16 protein-coding genes are annotated in these 23,801 nt (G+C 59.4%); 8 read left to right on the top strand and 8 right to left on the bottom strand.

The annotated features are described in order from the left end of the window. Positions 1-89 precede the first annotated feature (89 nt). The 5 genes from ilvD (at position 90) to FBAL_RS18605 (ending at position 9,133) form a co-directional block, all read left to right on the top strand. Entirely contained in the window at positions 90-1,925 is a 1,836-nt protein-coding gene (gene ilvD / locus FBAL_RS18625; RefSeq protein WP_013347148.1) for a dihydroxy-acid dehydratase, read from the top strand. Next, the gene (gene ilvA / locus FBAL_RS18620) at positions 1,922-3,448 is read left to right on the top strand and encodes a threonine ammonia-lyase, biosynthetic (RefSeq protein WP_013347147.1); all 1,527 of its coding nucleotides are present in this window, start codon (positions 1,922-1,924) and stop codon (positions 3,446-3,448) included. Before ilvD ends, ilvA begins: the two co-directional genes overlap by 4 nt. 257 nt (positions 3,449-3,705) lie before the next feature. Then, positions 3,706-4,779 carry an efflux RND transporter periplasmic adaptor subunit gene (locus FBAL_RS18615; protein WP_013347146.1) on the top strand — a complete coding sequence of 358 codons (1,074 nt, stop codon included), beginning with the start codon at positions 3,706-3,708 and terminating at the stop codon, positions 4,777-4,779. A gap of 15 nt (positions 4,780-4,794) precedes the next feature. Continuing rightward, entirely contained in the window at positions 4,795-7,863 is a 3,069-nt protein-coding gene (locus FBAL_RS18610; RefSeq protein ID WP_013347145.1) for an efflux RND transporter permease subunit, read from the top strand. 139 nt (positions 7,864-8,002) lie between these two features. Further along, complete coding sequence (locus FBAL_RS18605; protein WP_013347144.1) at positions 8,003-9,133, top strand: pyridoxal-phosphate-dependent aminotransferase family protein; 1,131 nt, start codon at positions 8,003-8,005, stop codon at positions 9,131-9,133. Between the two features lie 57 nt (positions 9,134-9,190). Here the strand turns inward: FBAL_RS18605 and FBAL_RS18600 are convergent, their stop codons facing one another. The 8 genes from FBAL_RS18600 to FBAL_RS18565 all read right to left on the bottom strand — a co-directional run bounded on the left by FBAL_RS18600 (position 9,191) and on the right by FBAL_RS18565 (position 20,236). Next, on the bottom strand, positions 9,191-9,541 hold the full coding sequence (locus tag FBAL_RS18600) for a DUF4156 domain-containing protein (protein WP_013347143.1): 351 nt from the start codon (positions 9,539-9,541) through the stop codon (positions 9,191-9,193). 219 nt (positions 9,542-9,760) lie between these two features. Next, positions 9,761-12,010 carry a sialidase family protein gene (locus FBAL_RS18595; RefSeq protein WP_013347142.1) on the bottom strand — a complete coding sequence of 750 codons (2,250 nt, stop codon included), beginning with the start codon at positions 12,008-12,010 and terminating at the stop codon, positions 9,761-9,763. A 1,440-nt stretch (positions 12,011-13,450) separates the two neighbouring features. After that, entirely contained in the window at positions 13,451-14,023 is a 573-nt protein-coding gene (locus tag FBAL_RS18585; RefSeq protein WP_013347140.1) for an ABC transporter ATP-binding protein, read from the bottom strand. A 43-nt stretch (positions 14,024-14,066) separates the two neighbouring features. Beyond that, entirely contained in the window at positions 14,067-14,168 is a 102-nt protein-coding gene (locus tag FBAL_RS20025) for a class IIb bacteriocin, lactobin A/cerein 7B family (protein WP_083771256.1), read from the bottom strand. A gap of 264 nt (positions 14,169-14,432) precedes the next feature. Then, positions 14,433-15,380 (bottom strand): NrfD/PsrC family molybdoenzyme membrane anchor subunit, encoded by a 948-nt coding sequence (nrfD, locus tag FBAL_RS18580; RefSeq protein ID WP_013347139.1) that lies wholly within the window; start codon positions 15,378-15,380, stop codon positions 14,433-14,435. Beyond that, on the bottom strand, positions 15,377-15,949 hold the full coding sequence (locus FBAL_RS18575) for a 4Fe-4S dicluster domain-containing protein (protein WP_013347138.1): 573 nt from the start codon (positions 15,947-15,949) through the stop codon (positions 15,377-15,379). Before FBAL_RS18575 ends, nrfD begins: the two co-directional genes overlap by 4 nt. Positions 15,950-15,961: 12 nt before the next feature. Beyond that, positions 15,962-18,241: a thiosulfate reductase PhsA gene (phsA, locus tag FBAL_RS18570; protein ID WP_013347137.1), complete on the bottom strand. Its 2,280-nt coding sequence runs from the start codon at positions 18,239-18,241 to the stop codon at positions 15,962-15,964. 228 nt (positions 18,242-18,469) lie between these two features. Further along, on the bottom strand, positions 18,470-20,236 hold the full coding sequence (locus FBAL_RS18565) for a sensor histidine kinase (RefSeq protein ID WP_425357357.1): 1,767 nt from the start codon (positions 20,234-20,236) through the stop codon (positions 18,470-18,472). Positions 20,237-20,374: 138 nt separating this feature from the next. Here FBAL_RS18565 and FBAL_RS18560 point away from each other — a divergent pair, with 138 nt between their 5' ends. The 3 genes from FBAL_RS18560 to napA all read left to right on the top strand — a co-directional run bounded on the left by FBAL_RS18560 (position 20,375) and on the right by napA (position 23,799). Beyond that, entirely contained in the window at positions 20,375-20,968 is a 594-nt protein-coding gene (locus FBAL_RS18560; protein ID WP_013347135.1) for a response regulator transcription factor, read from the top strand. A gap of 90 nt (positions 20,969-21,058) precedes the next feature. Beyond that, complete coding sequence (locus tag FBAL_RS18555; protein ID WP_013347134.1) at positions 21,059-21,322, top strand: chaperone NapD; 264 nt, start codon at positions 21,059-21,061, stop codon at positions 21,320-21,322. After that, entirely contained in the window at positions 21,319-23,799 is a 2,481-nt protein-coding gene (gene napA / locus FBAL_RS18550; RefSeq protein WP_013347133.1) for a nitrate reductase catalytic subunit NapA, read from the top strand. Before FBAL_RS18555 ends, napA begins: the two co-directional genes overlap by 4 nt. The last annotated feature ends 2 nt before the right edge of the window (positions 23,800-23,801 follow it).

The following is a 23,801-nucleotide window of genomic DNA, read 5'->3' as shown; positions in this document are numbered from 1 at the left end:
GCTTGTGCTGACGGGGCCGACACCAGGGCGTGGGCGGCCCCCTTTTTTTCACCATCTGTGCGGGGCCAACCCCGACCAAGGACACCGTTATGCCGAAGCTTCGATCCGCCACCACCACCGCCGGCCGTAATATGGCGGGGGCCCGTGCCCTCTGGCGCGCCACCGGCATGACCGACGACGACTTTGGCAAACCCATTATCGCCATCGCCAACTCCTTTACCCAGTTTGTGCCCGGCCATGTGCACCTGAAGAACATGGGGGAACTGGTGGCGGGCGCCATTGAGGAAGCGGGTGGGGTGGCCAAGGAGTTCAACACCATCGCCGTGGACGACGGCATCGCCATGGGTCATGGGGGGATGCTCTACTCCCTGCCCAGCCGGGAATTGATTGCCGACTCGGTTGAGTACATGGTGAATGCCCACTGCGCCGACGCGCTGGTGTGCATCTCCAATTGCGACAAGATCACCCCCGGTATGCTGATGGCGGCGATGCGCCTCAACATCCCCACCATCTTTGTCTCCGGCGGGCCGATGGAAGCGGGCAAAACCAAGCTGTCGGATCAGATCATCAAGCTCGATCTGGTGGACGCCATGGTGCAGGCGGCGGATCCCAATGTCTCTGACGAACAGAGCGAACAAGTTGAGCGCAGCGCCTGCCCCACCTGCGGTTCCTGCTCCGGCATGTTTACCGCCAACTCCATGAACTGCCTGACCGAAGCGCTGGGCCTGGCGTTGCCGGGCAACGGCTCGATGCTGGCCACCCACGCCGACCGCAAAGGGCTGTTTCTGGAAGCGGGTCGACGCATCGTTGAACTGTGCCACCGCTGGTATAAACAGGAGGATGACACCGCCCTGCCGCGCGGTATCGCCAACCGCCAGGCGTTTGAAAACGCCATGGCGCTGGACATCGCCATGGGCGGCTCCACCAACACCATTCTGCACCTGCTGGCGGCCGCTCAGGAGGGCCAGGTGCCCTTTACCATGAGCGACATCGACGTGCTGTCGCGCAAAGTGCCCAATCTCTGCAAGGTGGCTCCCGCCACCCCGCAATACCATATGGAAGATGTGCATCGGGCCGGGGGCGTGATGGCCCTGCTGTCCGAGCTGGCCCGGGGCGGCCTGATCCACACTCAGGTGCCCCACGTGGCGGGGCAGTCGCTGGCGGCCGTGCTGGCCGAGCGGGATGTGGCCAACGCCCCCTGTGCCAGCGTCGCGGAGTTCTACCGGGCGGGCCCGGCGGGGATCCGCACCACCCAGGCGTTCTCCCAGGATTGCCGCTGGCCCACCCTGGATGTGGACCGGCAAAACGGCTGCATCCGCGATATTGACCACGCCTATAGTCAGGACGGCGGACTGGCGGTGCTGTCCGGCAATCTGGCTGCCGATGGCTGCGTGGTGAAAACCGCGGGGGTGGCGGAATCCTGCCTCACCTTTACCGGCCCCGCGCGGGTGTTCGACAGCCAGGATGCGGCAGTCAGCGCCATTCTGGGCGGTCAGGTGCAGGCCGGTGACGTGGTGGTGATCCGCTACGAGGGGCCGAAAGGCGGTCCCGGCATGCAGGAGATGCTTTACCCCACCAGCTATCTCAAGTCGATGGGATTGGGTCAGGCCTGCGCCCTGATCACCGATGGCCGCTTCTCCGGCGGCACCTCCGGCCTCTCCATCGGCCACGTATCACCGGAAGCGGCCAGCGGCGGCACCATTGCGCTGGTGGAGGAGGGCGATGTCATCGCCATCGATATCCCCAACCGGCGGATTGAGCTGCAGGTGAGCGCCGAAGTGCTGGCCCAACGCGCCGAACACTGCCGTTATCGCCCCAACCGTGAGCGCCTGGTGTCGCCGGCGCTGAAAGCCTATGCCCACCTGGCCACCAGCGCAGACAAGGGGGCCGTGCGGGATCTCAGCAAGCTGGAGGATGGGGCATGAATGGTGGTGAAGGCCTGGTGCAACAGACCCTGCGTCAGATCCTGCTGGCGCCGGTTTACGATGTGGCGGTGCAAACCTCGCTCGACCCACTGAATCGCCTGTCCGGTCGGTTGGGCCGTTCGGTCTGGCTGAAGCGGGAAGATCAGCAGCCGGTGCACTCCTTTAAGCTGCGGGGTGCCTACAACAAGATCCACAGTCTGAGCGTGCAACAGGCCAGGGCCGGGGTGGTTGCGGCCTCGGCGGGCAACCATGCCCAGGGGGTGGCGCTGGCGGCCAGTGCCAAGGGGATACGGGCGGTGATCGTAATGCCGCAAACCACCCCGGACATTAAGGTGGATGCGGTACGCCGCCATGGCGGCGAAGTGGTGCTGCACGGCGATAACTTTGATGCGGCCTACCAGCATGCCCGCCAACTGAGTGAGTCCGAGGGGCTGACCATGGTGGCGCCCTTTGATGATGCGGCGGTGATTGCCGGGCAGGGCACGGTGGGGCAGGAGTTGCTGCAACAGAAGCGGGACCTCGACGCGGTGTTTGTGCCGGTGGGGGGCGGCGGGCTGATCGCCGGCATCGCCGCTTATCTCAAGGCGCTGGCGCCACACATCAAGGTGTATGGGGTGGAACCGGAAGACGCGGCCTGCCTCAAGGCTGCGCTGGATGCCGATGCCCCGGTGACTCTGCCGAGGGTGGGCCTGTTCGCCGACGGTGTGGCGGTAAAACGCATTGGTGACGCGCCCTTTGAGCTGGCCCGCCACTGTGTGGATGGGGTGATCACCGTCAACAGTGACGAGATCTGCGCGGCCGTACAGGACATCTATGAAGATCGCCGCGCCATTGCCGAACCCGCCGGAGCACTGGCCCTGGCCGGACTGAAACGCTACTGCGCTGAGGGCGGCGCGGGGATGAATCTGGCCGCCATCCTCTCCGGCGCCAACGTCAATTTCCACAGCCTGCGTTACGTGTCGGAGCGCTGTGAACTGGGCGAGGGCAAGGAGGCGGTGCTGGCGGTGACCATTCCTGAACGGCAAGGGGCGTTCTTGCAGTTTTGTCGATTACTGGACAGGCGGTTAATCACCGAATTCAATTATCGACTCTCCGGCCGCGACCGCGCTAACGTCTTTGTCGGCATCCGTCTCAAGCACAGCGAGGAGAAAGCGCAGATCCTCCATGCCCTGAGCGAGGCGGGCTATCCCCACGAAGATCTGTCGGCGGACGAAACCGCCAAACTGCATGTGCGCTATATGGTGGGCGGCTTGCCACCGGAACCGCTGGATGAGCGACTGTTCCAGATCCGCTTCCCGGAAGCGCCGGGGGCCCTGGAGCGTTTTCTCACCGATCTGGGCAGTCGCTGGAACATCTCGCTGTTCCATTACCGCAACCACGGTGCCGCGGCGGGCCGCGTATTGCTGGGCATGGAGGTGAGCGACGCCGACTTTGCCGAGTTGTGGGCGCAGCTGTGTGCCCTTGATATGGATTGCGAAGAGGTCAGCAACAGTCCTGCATACCGCTTTTTCTTGCGAGGCTAAAGCAAAATCATCACATCTGGGGGCGTTCGCCCCCTTTTTCGTAATCTTCTTAGCAACCTACTGAGATTGGGTCGAAAAAATGTTCTGCTCATTAACAAAACAGTGAGACAGTTCAGCTTAATTTCAGCATCCCTGTGGTTTCATTTACGGTCGGATTAACTTGTTCCCCGGAACGGAATTCTCGTTCCCATCAATTCTCGGTTATGCATTGTTGCCGCAACGGCGGCAGGCCGGTTCTTTAGAAAGGAAAGCAGTGGATGTTTAAACGCAGTGCGTTGGTCATTGGAGGCCTTCTGATCCTCCTTTTGGTGCTGGGTGGCATCAAATATCAGCAGATCCAGCAGGGCATGGCCCAGCTGGCCAGTTTTGCGCCGCCGCCAGCCACCATCTCCGTGGTGGAAGCCAAATCTGAACAGTGGCGCCCTGAAATTGCGTCAGTGGGTACCCTGACTGCCAAAGCGGGCATCGAGATGTCTGCCGAAGTGAGCGGACTGGTGGAAGGCCTGTACTTCCGCAGTGGCCAGAAGGTCAACAAAGGCGATCTGCTGCTGCAACTGGACGACGGCGTTGAGCAGGCCAACCTGCAGAGCTACCGCGCCCAGGCGGAGCTGGCCAAGGTGAAGTTTGAGCGTAACCAGACCATGTTTGAGCGCCGCAACATCTCTGAGACCGAGTTCGATGAGTCCAGCGCCAACCTGAAAGTGGCCCTGGCTGCCGTGGCGCAAACCGAAGCCACCATCGATAAGAAAGCGGTGACTGCGCCGTTCTCCGGTGTGCTGGGTATCCGTAAAGTGGATCTGGGCCAGTACGTTCAGGCCGGTGAGTCCCTGGTGACCCTGCAGGATGTGTCCAGCCTGTACGCTGACTTCTCCGTGCCGGAGCAATACCTGCCCTCCCTGTACGTAGGCCAGACCGTGCTGTTCCGTACCAGTGCTTACTCCGACGTGGACTTCCAGGGCAAGGTGATTGCACTGGACGCCAAGGTGGATGAGAACACCCGTAACATCGCCATTCGTGCCGAAGTGCCGAACAGCGACGGTCGCCTGACCCCGGGTATGTACGCTGACATCCGTCTGCTCAAGCGCGACCCGATCAACCCGGTTACCGTGCCCTCCACCGCCATCACTTACAGCCCGTTTGGTGACGCCGTATTCGTGGTCCGCAAGGACAACGAAGGCCAGCTGCGTGCTTACCGCCAGTACGTCAAGGTGGGTGAGCGTCGCGGTGATACCGTTGCGGTGATGTCCGGTCTGACTGCCGGTGAGCAGGTCGTTACCGCCGGCACCATGAAGCTGGCCAACGAAGCGCTGGTTCAGCTGGCCAAGCAGTAAGAGGAAGCATCCTGGATGTTTACTGATATTTTCATTCGCCGCCCGGTGCTGGCAGTGGTACTGAACGTACTGCTGCTGGTGTTTGGTGTGCGAGCGCTGATGGATCTCCAGGTCCGGGAATACCCGGACATGGAGATCGGTCAGATCAACGTGACCACCACGTACCCCGGTGCCAACGCGGAGTTGGTGCAGGGCTTTGTGACCACCCCGATCCAGGAGGCGATCGCCTCCACCGAAGGGATCGACTACATCAAGGCCACCTCCCGGGCCAGCTTCTCCCAGCTTGAGGTGTACCTGCAGCTGGGTTACGACGCCAACACCGCGATGGCGGAGATGCTGACCAAACTGAACGAGGTGAAAGGCCGCCTGCCGACCGACATCGATGAGCCGATCATCGCTAAGGAGACCGCCGGTGGTGGCGCCATCATGTACCTGGCTTACACCAGTGAAAACATGAGTGGCGTGCAGGTGACCGACTACCTGCGCCGTGTGGTTCAGCCCAAGCTGACCGAAGCGGATGGCGTGGCGGAAGCGGAGATCATTGGTGAGCAGCAGTTCGCCATGCGGATCTGGCTGGACCCGGTGCGGATGCGTGCCAACGGCGTATCTGCCGATGACATCAACCGTGCTCTGGCCAGCAACAACTTCCAGTCTGCGGCCGGTGAGATCCGTGACTCCCTGACCGTGACCCCGGTGCGTGCCTCCACCTCACTGCAGGACGTGGAGTCCTTCCGCAACATCACCGTGAAGACCGATGGTCAGCAGGTGGTGAAGCTGCAGGACGTGGCCCGCGTTGAGCTGGCGTCCAAGTCCGACAAGGTGATCGTGGTGTACACCGGTAAGCCGGCGGTTTACATCGGCATCAACACCACCCCGGATGCCAACCCGCTGGATGTGGCCAAGGACGTTCGTGAGATCCTGCCGAACATCGCCCGCGATCTGCCGCCGGGCATGGAGCAGCACCTGTCCCACGACTCCACCGAGTACATCGAAGAGTCCATCTACGAAGTAGTGAAAACCCTGGGCGAAGCCGTGGTCATCGTGATCATGGTGGTGTTCCTGTTCCTGGGTTCACTGCGCTCGGTATTGATCCCCATCGTGACCGTACCGCTCTCCCTGGTGGGCGTGTGTCTGTTTATGATGGGCATGGGCTTCTCGCTCAACCTGCTGACCCTGCTGGCGATGGTGATGGCCATCTCGCTGGTGGTGGATGACGCCATCGTGGTGGTGGAGAACGTGCACCGACACCTGGAGGAGGGTCTCTCTCCGGTGCGTGCTGCGGTGATTGGTGCCCGCGAGATCGCCATGCCGGTTATCGCGATGACCATCACCCTGGCGGCGGTGTACGCCCCCATCGGCTTTATGGGCGGCCTGACCGGCTCTCTGTTCTCTGAGTTCGCCTTTACCCTGGCGGGTTCGGTACTGATCTCCGGCTTTATCGCGCTGACCCTCTCCCCGGTGATGTGTGCCAAGCTGCTGAACAAGCAGGCGCTGGAAGGCAAGTTCGTTCACTGGCTGGACGTGAACTTCGGTCGCCTGAAGGACGGCTATCACAGCCTGCTGGAGCACATTGTCCGCGACTACAAAGGCCCCATCCTGGGCGCGGCGGTTCTGCTGCTGTTCGCCATTGGCGCCATGTTTATGCTGACCCGTTCTGAACTGGCGCCCACCGAGGACCGTGGCTTTATCTTCAACATCGCCACCGGCCCCGATAACGCCAACGTGAACTACAGCTTCGAGTACGCCAAGCAGTTCCAGAAGATGGCGGAAAGCCTGCCGGAGTACGAGCAAACCTTTATGTTTGCTGGCTACCCGACGGAAAACCAGTTTATGTCCGGTATGGTGCTGAAGCCCTGGAGTGAGCGTGAGCGCACCCAGATGGAGGTTCAGCCGATCCTGCAGAACATGGTGAAGTCGATCCCGGGTATGGACGTGTTCTCCGTGAACCCGCCCGCCCTGCCGGGTACCGCCATGGGCCTGCCGGTGGAGTTTGTGATCACCTCCACCATGGACCACGCCCAACTGTATGAAGTGGCGGAACAGCTGAAAGAGGAAGCCCTCAAGTCCGGCATGTTTATGGTGGTGAACAACACCCTGAAGCTGAACAAGCCGCAGGTGCACGTGATGATCGACCGCGAGAAAGCCGGCCAGCTCGGCATCTCCATGCAGTCCATCGGTGCCGTGCTGGCAGCCCAGTTGGGTGACTTCCGCACCAACTACTTCGACATGCAGGGCCGCAGCTACGAGGTGATTCCGCAGGCCGATGGCCCGTTCCGGATGACCCCGGAGTCCATTGCTGACCTGTACGTGCTGACCGAATCCGGCCAGCAGGTGCCGCTGTCCACCGTGGTGAAGATCACCGAAGAGGTGATCCCCAACGCGCTGACCCAGTTCCAGCAGCTGAACTCCGCCACCATTGAAGCGATGCCGATGCCCGGCTCCGCCACCATTGGTGACGCGCACCAGTTCCTGTCCAGCAAGCTGCTGGAGATCGCCCCGTCCGGCTACGCCTACGACTTTGGCGGTCAGAGCCGTCAGTACGAGCAGGAGGGCTCTGCCCTGTACGTCACCTTCGCCCTGGCGCTGGTGGTGATCTTCCTGGTACTGGCTGCCCAGTTTGAAAGCTGGCGCGACCCGGTGGTGGTACTGGTGACCGTACCGCTCTCCATCTTCGGTGCGATGATCCCGCTGTTCCTGGGTGTGGCCACCCTGAACATCTACACCCAGGTGGGCCTGATCACCCTGGTGGGCCTGATCTCCAAGCACGGTATTCTTATCGTGGAGTTCGCCAACCAGCTGCAGCGGACCGGATTGGACAAAGCGGCGGCGGTGATTGCCTCTGCCTCCCTGCGTCTGCGTCCGATCCTGATGACCACCGCTGCGATGGTACTGGGTGTGATGCCGCTGGTACTGGCTGACGGCGCCGGTGCGGTATCCCGCTTCAACATCGGCCTGGTGATCACCGTGGGCCTGTCCGTGGGGACCTTCTTTACCCTGTTCGTGGTGCCGGTGATGTACACCCTGTTCGCCAAGACCATCGATAACGATGCCGAGGCGGCTTTGGCCAAAGAGACCACCGAATAAGGGTCGACAAATCCCGATACAAAACCGGCGCTCAGGCGCCGGTTTTTTTATGGTCCCATCAACGAAACGGGTGAGAAAACTATGATAACTTGGTCAATCTGACCCGGAACTTTGCGTCAACGAGCAGGAATCGCCAGTGATGACAATCCAACCTTTCAACCCGCCACGCCGGACCCTGATGGGCCCCGGTCCCTCCGACGTTCACCCGCAGGTGCTGCAGGCCCTGGGCAAGCCCACCGTGGGCCACCTCGACCCCACCTTCATCGCCATGATGGATGAGGTCAAAGCGCTGCTGCAGTATGCGTTCCAGACTGAAAACGCCTTTACCATCGCGGTTTCCGCCCCGGGCAGTGCCGGCATGGAAACCTGCTTCGTCAACCTGATGGAGCCCGGCGACAAGGTGATCGTCTGCCGCAATGGCGTGTTCGGTGAACGGATGCGTCAGAACGTTGAACGCCTCGGCGGTGAAGCGGTGGTGGTGGACGACGCCTGGGGCACCCCGGTGTCAGTGGATAAGGTGGCGGATGCGCTGAACCGGCATCCGGACGCCAAGTTCCTCGCCTTTGTTCACGCCGAAACCTCCACCGGCGCCCTGTCTGACGCCAAGGCCCTGTGTGCCCTGGCCCGTGAGCACGATGTCTTGAGCATCGTGGACGCGGTGACCTCCCTGGGTGGGGTGGAGCTGCGCGTCGACGAGTGGGGCATTGATGCCATCTACTCCGGCAGCCAGAAGTGTCTCTCCTGCGTGCCGGGCCTGGCGCCGGTCTCCTTCTCCCCCCGCGCGGTGGAGAAGCTGAAAGCCCGTCAGGCGCCCATCTCCAGCTGGTTCCTCGACCAGTCTCTGGTGATGGGATACTGGTCCGGTGACGGCAAGCGCAGCTACCACCACACCGCGCCGGTCAACAGCCTGTACGCCCTGCACGAGTCCCTGCGCCTGCTGCAGCTGGAAGGCCTGGAGAACGCCTGGGCCCGCCATCGTGCCATGCACGACAAGCTGAAAGCGGGTCTGGATAAGCTGGGCCTGGGCTTTGTGGTGGAGGAGGCTTATCGCCTGCCGCAGCTGAACGCGGTCTACATCCCCGAAGGGATCGACGATGGCGCCGTTCGCAGCGCCCTGCTCAACCGCTTTAATCTGGAGATCGGTGCCGGTCTTGGCGACCTGGCCGGTAAGGCCTGGCGCATCGGCCTGATGGGCTACGCCGCCCGGGAAGAGAACGTCACCCTGTGCCTGGCGGCACTGGAACAGGTGATGAACGAAGCCCGCCAGTAAGCGCGGCAGACTCCAACAAAAAACGGCCCCATATCGGGGCCGTTTTTTATGGCGCTTTTACTCTGCTGCCTGGGGCTGCTGGCGGCAGTCATAGGCATTACCAAACATCGTCACCGAGGTTCGAAACCCCAGTGGCTGATACAGGTAGAGGGTGTCGCCGCCCATTGCTGCGGTTTTGATCCGCATCTGGTTCAGGGCACCCCACACCATGTCCTTATCGGCGTGCAGCCAGTAATCGTAGAAGTGGCCTTCAGAGCCAATCACCGTGCCTTTGTGCTGGCATTGGGTGATGGCCTCGGAATGATCCCAAATCACGGTGACCTGCTCCGACTCCGGAGTCGGGAAGGTCACACAGCCGGAGAGCGCCAGTACCGACAGAATCAGCATGGCTTGAATCATTTTGGTCATGAAAACGTTCAGTAGTACGACAAAGAGAAGGCGGCGGATTGTAGGGATTTTGGCCATTAAGGCAAGCAATTACTTCGCTGCCAAAGCGCGTCGAAACCGGGTGTCCGTAAACTGGCGTGCTGTCGTTTTTTGGGGGGGAGTCAGAGCCTGAAGATAATCAACCGGATGGCTGGCATGGCCAGGCGTAAGGGGGGAGGCGGTGCCTCCCCCTGTGGATTGTCACCGCTTCGTTGAGTTGAAACGGATAATGGCCAGCACCAGGCCCAACATCAGCAGTGCCAGCATGCCGAGAGTCCCCGAGGAGGTGATGCGGCGCGGTTGCGGTGCCGGTTCCTGGGGTGCCAGGGTGACGAAGTAACCGTTAACGCCCTGTGCCTCTGTGGCGCTGTTCCAGACCACGTAAGTCTGGCTCAGGTCGGGGCTGACCCGCAGTTGCGACTCATAATCCTCACTGTTGGCGGCCGTGAAGATGAGCGGCGTCTCGTAAGTGGCTCCCGCGTCCAGAGAGCGAGTCACGAACAGCTCCAACTCCCGGCCTGCGCCGAGGTGTTCATAGGTGTTCTCCACCAGACCACCGGCAACGATGAAGCCTTCCGGGTTGCTGCACAATGACGGGTCGGTGGTGCTGGGGTCGTCAGGATCGCCGGTCGGGCAGGCCACCGGGCTGCTGCCGGGGGCTTTGACGATGCGAGGCTCTTTGACGTCGATCTGGGCCATTGCGGTGTAGTCCGGGTGCTGATTGACGTACGCCAGGATCAACTCGGAAGTGATGTCCCTGGCGGCCTCCCAGCTGTGGCCACCATCCAGCGAGCGCCGGATCCAGAAGTTGTAGTGCTCCAGATCCGTGGCGCGTGCCAACACCAGATCGGGGGTATAGCTGTAGCCCAGGATCAGGGTATCGCCGCGGATGTAGCCCCGGTGGGCGCGGGCATCCTCGATCGGATTGTCGTCGCTGTGCGCGGCCAGATCACCGCCAAGGGGGGTCTCGTGGCTCAGGTTCATGGCGGGTGCATTGGCAAAAGCGCCCTGCAGCAGCGGCTCGGTGGCGTCGTCTTCACCCCGTATCAGGCAGCCGCCCACGATATCGGCGGGAGCAACGTTCAGCGCCGGATGGAAGCTGGACAGGTCGGCAAAATCGGTGGCCAGTCGTCCAACGATGTCGGAGGGGCCGCCCTGGTCATACTCACCCTGCTTCCAGAAGATAAACAACTTGGTGCCGGAAGGGCCCGGTTTGGCTTGAGGCAGGAAGCGAACCCGGCGTCCGTTCTGCTCCGGTGCGCTGAGGATACAGCCCATGCGTTGAGGCAGTTGGGCGTTGGGGGGCAGGTTGTCATCCTGGCAATCCTGCGGGGTGCCATTGAGTTCACTCAGGCAGGCATTGGCAACGCTGGCGGGGGGCTGATTGAAGGGGAAGCTGTGATAGCGGATGTATTTCCCCTCGTCGATCCCCTCGGTGCCCTTGGTCTCCTCATAGGCGACGACGACGGTACCGCCGACCAGAGCCAGATTGGCCCGGGAAGCGCCCTCGGTCCCCGACTGAATAGGGTCGCCGTCGTTGCGCTTGTCTTCCATCTTGGTCCAGTTGTTGGTGATTCGGCTTGGCGGCGAGAACGGCATCCCTTTGCCAAAGGGACTATCTGACAGCTTGCCCCCTTCCGGGAATGCGGTGCTGATCGAGCTGTACCAGATGTCTGTGCCGTGGGAGACGATGGCGCCTGAGGCACCGTGACCGGGCCCTTCGGCTTCACCGAGCAGCAATCCGGCCGGGTCCTCTTGCCAGGTGATGACCCAGGCTTTGCTGCTGCCACGATTGACGTCCTGTTTGGCATCCCGGATGCCGGAGGTGAGGCGCTGGGCAGGTTGCCATGTGGCGCCGCCATCGATGGAGCGGACGCTGTAGACACAGCTGAAGGGGATCTCGCGAAAGTCCCGCTCGATGTAGCTGACACTGCCTTGCTGGTCCGGATCGCAATACTTATCGACCCAACTGACCACCACCATGGTGCCGGAGTTGAAGATGTTGGGTTTGTCGGAGTCGCCGTAGAACGGCGCGATCGCGCTGTCTTCACCCTGCCAGAGCGTGGCGATGGAGCTCAGCGCAGCGGTTTGCGACAGGTTGACGGTGTCTGACCAGGTTTGGCCATCGTCATCCGAATAACGGGCAAAGATGTCGCGGGCCGGTCGCTCGATGTCGGCTTTTACGTCATACACCCGATGTCCGGCAGGGAATGCACTGCTGCCCCAACCATCGGCAAAGACGGTGATCAGGCGCCCATCTGAGGCGCCGCCGTTGGTCAGCCGGACCAGCTTGGTCTTTGAGGTGGCGTCCAGATCGGGGGTTTGTTCACCCTCCCCACCGGATAGCAGGATGGGGGCTCCGGTTGGACTGAGCACCGGTTGCGACAGAGCCAGAGTTGGGAGGAACAGCGAGGCCCATATCAGTGATGGAAAAAGCGTGCTTTTTTTCATAATGCTCTCCTTGGCTTGGATGCCTCCAAAAACAAGTAAAGCAGAGCGACTAAGACGATGATTTTTCGCTATTGATTATGATCAATATATGACGCCTTATTTAACGTTGGGAAGGTGAAAAATGAGAATAATCTTCTCGCGGTTAATCTGCTGATATTATTTGACAATATTATTTTTGAATCTGATGCTTTTACTGACTTGATGAAGTGGCATTGCGCCGCGCTGTAGCCCTTGGCATGAGGCTTTTTGTCAGTTTTTTTGAATTTATTCAACAGAATGATCTTGTTTAACCAATCCTAATTTAAGTCACGTTAATGTTACTGTGGGAAAATCGTAAGCTTATGATTTGTATGACGGGTTAATGACACATTGATAATAATTAAGGTAAATAATTGGAATAATCAATCGCTTTATTCTCTATTTGTCTGAATATTCGCGTTTTATTCTTGAGTAGGAATATAAGAACGGCCTCCGCGGGGAAGTGGCGATCGCAAGGAGAGGGGGAGGACCAGAGAGTGTCGGATTGTAGGGCGTACATCACGAAGCGCCGCAGTCATCCGGTGCCGTTCATGGGGCTGCCGGCGAGGGGCCAGAGCCAATGCAAGGGGATGGTGTTACTACGCAAAACGTCAAATAATCTGGATGACTAGGATAAAGATAGAAAATAGCGAGAAACTCAATACTTTATGACAAAGCATGATTTTCTTGAACAGAAAAGGATTTGTTACATTGATGAAATGGCGGTGAGCGTTAAGATTACTTTTCATTTTTCTTATTATCGATATCACGAGTAAAAGGTTGACTATTGAAATAAACAGGGCATAAAAAGCATACATCTCATTGATGGGAATCGCTGATTTTATCCATAGGTATATTATGGACGCAGTAACCAAAGCGACTGCACTGGGAATCATATCCGATGATAAACCTATCAGAAGTAGTTTTATTGATAAATAATCAATCTTAAATGATATATTAAATCCGCGTATTTTTAAGTTTAAGTTGATTAGCAAAATCACTAGAAGTCCGAGGTAGGCCAGTGAAATGTATACTGGATTCATTTCTATGCTTGAATCGACAAAAAATGGTGAGAGAACGATGAAATGATATATTAAACCTTGGCTAAAAAACGTTATGGCAAATTTGATTGCGGTTCTACGCTTTCCGTAGCTGTATACGAAGTAGATTATCTCTTCTCTGTTCCAGCTCGATAGATAATAAACCGACTCTCCAAACCCGAATGCTATATAGACGGCAATGCATATTATTTTTGTATGGATTTGGTTTTCGGACAGAATTATATAACCAGGTACAGGGATAAAGAACATTACCAATGGGGAAATAAGGATAATGGTCAAAAATATAGCTAAGGAACCAGAGTCTGGTTTTATATTTGGTTTCCTTCTCGATTTAGATATGTAGTTTACCACTGATGAATGCTCAGCCAAGATGGAAGGTGTTGTTAATCTTCAATTTATTGTTATGATCAACAATGATTTTTCCTCGGGTGTCATCCGAAAGGGTTGACTCAAATACTAAGAGACTTTCATTATCCAGCCCATTAAAAGGTTCATCAAGCAGCAGTATTTTTGATCGTTTAGATATTGCGGTAATCAACGATAGCTTCTTTTTTGAGCCAGTGGATAACTCTCCAATATTGAAATTGAGAAATTGGCACATCTCTGTTTTATCAATGAGCTCACATTGCCTTTCTGCGTCAACATGATTATACCGATTGAATAGCGATAGAAGTTGTGAGGCCGTAAAGTTCTGCGGTGGAGTGATGGCTTCAGTAGATAGGGAAAATGTTTGTGTTCCCGACTGGAACGCCTTATCAACGGTTACAGAGCCGCGTGTTGGATTAATCAGGCCACAAATGATCATAAGTAATGTGGTTTTCCCACATCCATTGGGGCCAGTAACGAGTGTATCCCCATGACCAAATTCAAGGCTTAGATTTTTAATTATGGTGTTGGAGCCGATTGAGTAGAGGAGGTTTTCAACTTTTATCATTTTCTAAAAGGCAGGAAGAAAACTCCTTCCTGCCACTGTCAAGTTAATGTGCCTCAGCAGAATAAAGCAGTGCTGCCAAGCCGATAAGCAGTGGGATCACTCCGCCATTAACTTCCAGCAGTTCTTGTTGATTGAGCTCTTTCATAATCAATGTTCCTTATCAAATATTACTTAAGGTTAGTCTTAGTTATCCGACTACTCGCGACAGCTTCCTTTTATAAAACGCGAAGTGGTTTCGGAACTCTTTTCTATCATGGTGAGCATGACGAGGAATAGGTGAGCACTTAGGAAATTTGTATTGGCAGTGTAATTATTCAGCGGTTCTTACAATCAGGATCTCGGTGTTTGCATCAACGAAAAAACCCCCGCTTAAGCGGGGGCTTTGGGTTGCCTCAGGGGAGGGGCGGATTCAGCTGATGTAGCTCTGTCCGGCGTACACCACGAAGTGACGCAGTGACAGCACACCGATGATGGTGCAGCAGGACACCGCAATCAGGAAGCCGCGGCTGTGCTTCAGCTTGGCCGGGGTAAAGACACTCGCCAGTACCGGTACCGCCAGGCCCAGACCCACCACGCCAATCCAGAACACGCTGGCCCAGGTGCCGGTGGTGATGGCGGCGGTGGCGGCTTGCGCAGCCGGACCGGAGAAGTTCAGGCCAACAAACAGCAGCACCAGGCAGAGCGCTTCGTTAAAGGCCACCGGGTACTCGATGCGGTGCACCTGTTCGATACAGTCGGAGGCCTTCTTGTTGAAGAACAGGGTGGCCACCAGGATGTTACCGGCCGAACCCACGCTCAGGGCCGAGGCCAGGAACAGGGCGGGCAGCACTGCGGTGTTGAGGATCGGGTAGCTGATCATCGCCGACAGCAGGAAGCCGGTGTACACCCCAACCGCCAGGGCCAGTGCGAAGATCACCTTCAGCAGGGTGCCTTCGAGGGTGCGGGCCACCTTCAGCATCCCGGCCAGGGCCGGCACCTTCTCCACCAGCGGACGTTCAAACACCAGGGCGGCGTAAACGAACACCAGCGGGATGTAGACCAGCAGGGCGATCACACCCCAGGCCATCACCGAGGTGAGGTTGTAGTTGATCAGGATGAGGTAGAAGTGGAACGGTTTGGTCAGGTCCAGCACCAGCAGTCCCATACCGGCACAGATCGCCAGTGGGCCAATCAGTGCCGACGCTTTGATCACCGGCAGACCTTCCACCGGCAAACCGCGCTTCTCCTTGTACCAACGCAGACCGATGGCCACCAGCAGGCTGCCGGCAGAGAGGCCCGCCATAAACAGGTATACAGCGATGATCCAGTTCCAAACGACGGGATCGTATTGCGCCATGTCGCCCCAGATATTGTTCATGCGGAGATCCCTCCTTTACGGCCAGGAATGCGGTAGACCCGAGGCTGCGTGCCCAGGTGAGCCTTGTTCTGGAAGTTGATGGTGGTGTCCAGCAGCTCGCGTACCGGGCTGTTGGGGTCGTTGGCGTCGCCAAAGGTCAGGGCCTGGGTCGGGCAGACGCTGACGCACGCCGGTTGTTCGCCACGGGCCAGACGGGTGTCCTTACAGAAGTTGCACTTGTCCGGTACCCGGGTTTCCGGGTTGATAAAGCGCACTTTGTAGGGGCAGGCGGCGACGCAGTAGAGACAGCCCACACACTTGTCTTCCTTGATGGAGACGATGCCGTCTTCGCCCACGTAGGCGGCGCCGGTCGGGCAGACATGCACACAGGGCGCGTTTTCACACTGTTCGCAGGAGACCCGGTTGTACTTAAAGTGCAGGTGCGGGAAGTTGCCGTGGGGCCCTTCGATGCGGACCTGAATGCGGGTCACCCCTTCCGGCACCTGGTTTTCGCTGCGGCAGGCCACGTTGCAGGCCTGACAGCCGATGCACTTATTCTCGTCGTGCACCATTACATAACGCTTGTTCATAGCCATCTCCGATTAACGCTTGCTGATCTTGACGCCGGTGGTGTGCAGGTTCATCCCGGTCACCGGTGAGGTGACGTGGGGCAGCAGGTTGCCGCAGTGCACGCCGCGTCCGGTGGCCCGTGCCAGCTCCTTGTTCTTGGAACCAAAGCCCATGTAGGCAAACACGGTGTCAGGGCGGATGCCCGGGGTCAGCAGGGCGTGGCCCTCTTCGCTGCCGGTGTCGTTGTGGAGGCGGATGGGATCGCCATTTTCGATGCCCAGCTGCGATGCGGTCAGCGGGTGGATCCACACCGCGTTGTCGGACATCAGGTTGGCCAGCATCGGGATGTTGTGGGTGGCGCCGTTGGTGTGGATGGCCACTTTGCCCTGGATAAAGAACAGCTCGTCGGCTTTCTTCATCCGCACTTCACGGTAACGAATCACGCCACGGCCCGGGGCCATCGCTTCCACCTTGGCGGAGGTCAGCTCGATCTTGCCGCTGGGGGTTTTGAAGGTCAGGGCGCTGGCGTAGGTGCCATCGGCGTCCGGGGTGCGGGCATCCGGGTAGCTCTCCACAAATTTGCTGACCATCTTCGCTTCCCGCAGCATCAGCGGTACGCCGTAGCTGACAAAGCCTTCGGTCTTGATGGTGTTCAGCCACTGGGCATCGCCCTTCACCTGCACCATCTGCAGCGCGTCCATGTTGTCCCAGGGGAAGAACTGGCCCAGACCCAGGGCATCGCCCAGCTCCTTCCAGATCTGCCAGGACGGTTTGGCGTCGCCCAGCACATCCACCACTTGTTGGCGCACGTAGTAGGCCGGGCTCTTGCCGGACTTATCGCTGATCTCTTCGTCGCGCTCCAGGTAGGTGCACTCCGGCAGGATCACGTCGGCGTAGGCGGCGGTTTCACTGATGTAGACGTCACAGGCCACCACGAAGTCGAGCTTGTTGAGGGCTTCTACCACGCGCTTGCGGTCGGTCATGGTCTGCATCGGGTTGGAGCGGCTGATCACCCAACCTTTGAGGTGGTAGGGCACGCCCTGCAGGGTGGCGTCCAGCACGGTTTGGTAGATGCCGCCGGAGGACCAGCACATGGCGAACTGCTCATCCACCTGGTCGATGCGCTTGGCGGTCGCTTTCGGCATCCCTTCCACACCCGGTTTACCCAGGCTGGGGGTGACATCAGCGCCGGCCAGCTTGTTGTAGGTTTTGGCTTTCTTGCCAAAGTAGAGGCCACCCTTCTTCTCGATGTTGCCGATCAGGACGTTGGCAGCGTACAGGGCGCGGCGCAGTTCGAACTCTTCGGTAGTGAAGGAGGCGCGGTGGCCGAAATCCACCACGGCGTGCGGCGCCGCAGCGGCGTATTCGTGCGCGATACGACGGATGTCGGCGGCGGGTACGTCGCTGATCCGTTCAGCCCATTCCGGGGTGTAGGCTTTCACCTCGGCGGCAAACTCTTCGAACCCTTCCACGTACTGAGCCACGAACGCCTTGTCGTACAGGTTGTCTTCGATCAGGACGTTACAGAGTGCCAGTGCCACGGTGACGTCGGTACCGGGCTTGATGGCGAACCACTCGTCTGCCTTGTCGGCAACGATGGAGAAGCGCGGCTCAAACACCACCAGCTTGGCACCCTTGTCCATCTGGGCTTTCATCATGCCGCGGGTTTCCGACATGTTGATCCCTTCGTACAGGTTGTGGCCGAAGTTGATGATGTACTTGGAGTTGCCGAGGTCACGCTTGATCTTGCCACCGAACATCGCCTTGGCGGCGATCACGTAACCCCCCGGGCAGGTGGTGGCGTGGGTAAAGGTGTTCGGGCTGCCAAACGCTTTGGCCAGATGGAACAGGTGGCCGGACAGGGAACCGGACTTGGAGGAGAACGCCACCGCTTCCGGGCCGTGCTCAGCCTTGATGCGGTTGAGGTTGTCGCTGATCAGCTGGTAGGCCTCACTCCACTCGATCTCCTGCCACTTGCCTTCGCCCCGGGCGCCGGTGCGCTTGAGGGGCTTCACGATGCGCTGCTTGTCGTACAGCAGGCTGTGACCGGCGCCACCGCGGGCACACACGGCGCCACCAAAGGACTTGGCCTTGGCGTTGCCGAGAATGGACACCGCTTTCTCTCCCACCACCCGGGCGGAGATGGGGCAACGGGTGGAGCACATTTCACAGATGCTGGCGATCTCCTCGCCCTTGGCATTCAGTGCACCGGGCTCCATCGCCCCGACGCTGCCCGGCAGGATGGTGGCCAGGGCGCAGCCGGCGGTACTGGCACCGGCCCCTTTGATGAACGTTCGCCGATCGAGTTTCATCGTGATTCCCCTTGTTCAGCCCGGCTCCGTGCCGGGCGCTGACGATTGCGATGGTGGCGCTGCCACCGGATTCGTCACTAGAGATACCCAAAGGGGGTGGGAGGCGGACATTGTGGTAAACCACATATCGAATGGGGGTTGTGGTGAAAATGTGAACCGGATCGACAGCAAAACGGCCCCTAGCGGGGCCGTTTGTTGGCGTCAATTGTGGTAAACCACAAGGGGGGATCAGCGGCGCTGATGGGGCAGCAGCAGGGTGGCCTGACAGCCCCCTTCCGGGCCATTGTCGATGCTGAACTGACCGTCGTGGGCGGCGGCAATATCGGCACAGATGGCAAGCCCCAGCCCCAGGCCATCGGCCTTGGTGGTGGAGAAGGTGGCCATCAGCTGCTCCGCTGGCAGGCTCAGGCCCGGGCCATTATCGGTCACCTGCAGGGTGACCTGGTCGGGGTCGAAGTGCAGGGTAATCCAGATCAGCGGTTGCTCCGGCGGATGCTCCTTCAGGGCATCCAGACTGTTTTTCAGCAGGTTCACCATCACCTGCTGCATCCCCACCGCATCCGCTTCCACCACGTAGGGTTCGCCGGTAACCCGGGAGCGGATTGGGATGCCGTGGCGTTCGCTCTCGGAGCGCAGCAGGGCCAGGCTTTCGTCCACCAGGGTCAGCAGGTTGGTTTTGCCAAACACCGCTTCACGGCGCTTCAGCAGGCCGCGGATGCGGTGCACGATGGCGCCGGCCCGGGAGGACTGCTGGTGGATCTTATCCAGCAGGGCCAACAGCTCGGTGTCGGGCTTGGTCTGGCTCTGCAGGCGCACCATACCGCCCTCGCTGTAGTTGGTGATGGCAGCAATGGGCTGGTTGATCTCATGGGCCAGGCCAGCACCAATCTCGCCAATAATGGCGGCGCTCTGCAGCCGCTCCATCTGCAGTGCTTTCTGTTTCAGGGCACGCTCGGTGCGCACCAGGGTTTCGCTTTTCTGGCGGAATTTATACTCCAGCCAGAAGTGGTAGAAAGTGGCCGCCAGGAAGATCACCAGCGCCAGCAGGCCCCAGTGGCGGTTGTCCTTCAGCCAGTTTTGGAAATGCTGCCAGTAAGTCAGCCGCTCGGTGGGGCCACGCAGCTCGGAAAACAGCTGGATCACCTTGAGCTGGCTGATGGGCGAGGTCCAGCCCCAGAACTGGCCCGCGATGGCGGCCGGGTGGTCCGGCTGGATATCCAGCAGCGCCTGGGTGATCGCTTTGGTGGTGCGGGTGTCGACACTCTCACTGGCGGCAAATGACCAGTTCGGGTAGAGCGCGGTGCTCACCTCGCAGTCGTAACCCGGCGGGTGGCTGGGATTGAGGATGCGGTAATCGTCCGGGTTGACCAGGCCGCGCTTCACCATCTCCTCCAGCGTGCAGAACGGGGTGATGGCGGCGTCCACCTGACGGTCACGCACCTGATACACCAGCGGGTCAAGCGGGAAGCCGAGGAAGTTCACCTGCTTAAAGTAGGTTTCCGGTCGCATCCCCAGCTGGCGCATCAGGCCCACCGCCGCCTGATAGCCGCCAAGGGCGTGGGGGCCGGAGGCGGCCACGGTGCGGTTTTTCAGGTCATACAGAGTGCGATAGGGGCTGTCGGCGCGCACCAGAATGGCGGAGCCAATGGCGTAGGTGGTGCCCTGGTGCTGGCGCGAGCGCATGGTGGCCAGCCAGGACAGCGGGTACTGGTTGGACAGGTACAGGTACTGCCCCGGGTTGGTGACGATAAACTGGATCTGACCTGACTCCAGCGCCTGGTTCAGCTGCTCAAAGGTGCCCGGGAACACCGAGAAGGTGGTGCCGGGCAGCTCCGATTCCAGGTGTCGCATCAGCGGCTGCCAGCGCTCCTGGGCGGCCTGATAGCCCCAGTTGGCCAGCACCCCAACAGTGAGTTCGGCACTGTTGACCGGAAAAACCAACAGGCTCATCAGCAGTGGCAGAAGGTATTTGGGCAGCGACGGCAAAGGGGGCACTCCAGGGCGGTGAATCGGCTCAGCTTATCGGCTTAACTGTTGCGCAGATGTGAACTGCCTCACTGTTACCGATCCACAATTCGCACCGCTGCACAAAATGAGATACCTATCGTAGGTTCACTCACAGAGGATCTCCACATGACCATCGCTCCAGCCATCTACTTGGTTGACGACGACAGCGCCATTCTCGATTCACTCGGCTTTCTGATGGAGAGCTACGGCTTGCCGTTGACGCCTTACAACGACGGTGAGCGGTTCCTGCAGGAGGTCGATCTGTCCCAGCCCGGTTGCGTGATTCTCGACAGTCGTATGCCGGGCCTCAGTGGTCAGGACCTGCAGCGTCGACTGGTGGCGGCCAACAGTCCGCTGGCGGTGATCTTCCTGACTGGCCACGGTGATGTGCCGATGGCGGTGGATGCCTTTAAGTCCGGCGCCTTCGATTTCTTCCAGAAGCCGGTGAAGGGGCAGGATCTGGCGGCGGCCCTGCGCAAGGGGCTGGAGCACAGCCAGTCCCGCTATGACCAGCAGCAACAGCGGGCCCGCCTCGACTCCCTCAGTGAGCGTGAGCGCGAGGTGTTCAAACTGGTGATCAAGGGGCACACCAATAAGCAGATGGCAGACAGCCTCTGTGTCGCGGTGCGAACCATCGAAGTGCACCGCGCCAACCTGATGAAAAAGCTCGAAGTCGACTCGCTGGCCGCACTGATGCAGTTTGCCAACCTCGACACCTGATCCTCACTTTCTTCCTCTGAGCCCGCCATCCGGCGGGCTCAACCATTTCAACTATCTTGTAAAGACGTCCAGCCGCCGTTCGGGAGAGTCATGGCGTCTCAATACCATATCAGCAGCCTGGTGGTGCAATACCGCCCGGACACGCAGCAGTCTGTGCTGGCGGCCCTGTCCGCCATCGAAGGTGCAGAGGTTCATGCGCAAACCCCCTTACACAAACTGGTGGTGACCCTGGAAAGCACCAATGGCCCCGCCATTCAGGCGAAGGTGGATGACATCCGTGGCATCCCGGGCGTGCTCAGTACCGTGCTGGTTTACCAACAGGTCGAACCCCTGACAGAGGAAGAGTGGATATGAAGGTGTCACGTCGCAGCTTTCTGAAAGCCAAGGCCGCTCTGGCTGCCGCTTCCGTTGCTGGTGCTACGTTGCCTGCGGCGCTGGTGCGCGCAGCTGAGGCCGGCAAAGACCTGAAATGGCAGAAAGCCCCCTGTCGCTTCTGCGGAGTCGGGTGCTCGGTGCTGGTGGGCACTCAGGATGGCCAGGTCAAGGCTACGCAGGGGGACCCGGAGAGTCCGGTCAACCACGGCAAGAACTGCGTTAAGGGCTACTACCTGTCGAAAATCATGTACGGCGATGGCCGGGTGACCCAGCCCCTGCTGAGAATGAAGGAGGGCAAATACCACAAGGGTGGTGAGTTGACTCCGGTCAGTTGGGAGCAGGCCTTTGATGTGATGGAGGAGAAATGGAAAGCCAGCCTGAAGGCCAAGGGACCGACCTCCGTCGGGCTGTTTGGCTCCGGCCAGTGGACCATCTGGGAGGGGTACGCCGCGGTTAAGCTGATGAAGGCCGGGTTCCGCTCCAACAACATCGAGCCCAATGCCCGCCACTGCATGGCGTCTGCGGTAGTGGCCTTTATGCGGGCCTTCGGCATCGATGAGCCGATGGGCAATTTCGATGACATCGAGCACGCCGACGTGTTTGTCTCCTGGGGCCATAACATGGCAGAGATGCATCCGATCCTGTGGGATCGGGTGACAGCCCGGCGATTAAGCCACCCCGACTGCCGCGTACACCTGCTGACCACCATGGAAAACCGGTCGGCGGATCTGGCGGACAACGTCATGATCATGAAGCCCCAGTCCGACCTGGTGATCCTGAACTACATCGCCAACCACATCATTCAGAGTGGTGCGGTGAATGAGGCGTTTGTGAAGAAACACGTCAGGTTTGCCGAGGCCACACCGGACATCGGTTACGGCCTGCGACCGGACGATCCCAGAGAGCAGCAAGCCAAAAATCCCGGCTCCGGCAAAACCACCGAGATCAGTTTTGAACAATACAAAAAGTACCTCGCCGACTACACCCTCGAGAAAGCGGCCGAGATGTCCGGCGTGCCCAAGGACAAGCTGGAAGCGCTGGCCAAAGCCTACGCCGACCCCAAAACCAAAGTGATGAGCATGTGGTGCATGGGCTTTAACCAGCATGTGCGGGGCGTCTGGGCCAACAACTCGGTGTACAACCTGCACCTGCTGACCGGCAAGATCTCAGAGCCGGGCAACAGCCCCTTCTCCCTGACCGGCCAGCCCGCCGCCTGTGGCACCGCCCGGGAAGTGGGCACCTTCTGCCATCGACTGCCTGCCGATATGGTGGTGATGAACCCGGATCATCGGGCCAAGGTGGAGAAAGTGTGGCAGGTGCCCGCCGGCACCATTCCCCCGAAACCCGGCTTCCACGCCGTTGAACACTGCCGCAAACTGAAAGACGGGGTGATGAACTGCTACTGGACCCAAACCACCAACAATCTTCAGGCCGGCGCCAACACCAACAACGAAGTGCTGCCGGGGTATCTCAACCCCGACAACTTCCTGGTGGTGTCCGACCCCTACATGACGGTGACCGCCTCGGTGGCGGATCTGGTGTTGCCCAGTGCCATGTGGGTGGAGAAGGAGGGGGGCTTCGGCAACTCCGAGCGCCGCACCCACTTCTGGCACCAGATGGTGAAGGCACCCGGGGAGTCGCGTTCTGACCTGTGGCAGCTGATGGAGTTTTCCAAGCGCTTTAAAACCGATGAGGTGTGGCCGGCAGAGCTGCTGGAGAGTGCGCCGGAGCTGAAAGGCAAAACCCTCTATCAGGTGCTCTTTGCCAATGGCACCACCAACCGCTTCCCCCGTTCGGAATGCAAATCTCCGCTCAATGACGAATCGGATGATTTCGACTTCTACGTTCAAAAGGGGTTGTTTGAGGAGTACGCCGGTTTCGGCCGAGGCCATGGCCACGATCTGGCTCCCTTCGAGGTTTACCACGAGACCCGCGGGCTGCGTTGGCCGGTGGTGGATGGCAAGGAAACGCCGTGGCGCTTCAAAGTTGGCGAGGACCCCTACGCCAAGGGCGATGGCGTTAACTTCTACGGCCATGCCGACGGCAAAGCGGTGGCGATCGCCAGTCCCTATGAGCCGCCGGTTGAGGAACCGGACAAAGAGTACGACCTGTGGTTCTGCACCGGACGGGTGCTGGAGCATTGGCACACCGGCACCATGACCAACCGGGTACCGGAGCTGCACAACGCCTACCCCAACGCCAAGCTCTACATGCATCCGGAGGACGCCAAAGCGCGGGGCCTGAAGCGCGGGGACGCGGTGGCCGTCACCAGTCGACGGGGCACGGTGCAGACTCGGGTGGAAACCGAAGGGCGCAACAAGCCGCCCCAGGGCATGACCTTTATGCCGTTCTTCGACGCCAGCCAGCTGGTCAATAAGCTGATGCTGGATGCCACGGACCCGATCTCCAAAGAGACCGACTTTAAGAAGTGTGCGGTTAAGGTGAGCAAAGCCTGAGG

It is taken from the genome of Ferrimonas balearica DSM 9799, assembly GCF_000148645.1.
Taxonomy (GTDB): domain Bacteria; phylum Pseudomonadota; class Gammaproteobacteria; order Enterobacterales; family Shewanellaceae; genus Ferrimonas; species Ferrimonas balearica.
Note: the sequence above shows the minus strand (reverse complement) of the source record. Positions and strands in the feature narration are given on the sequence as shown.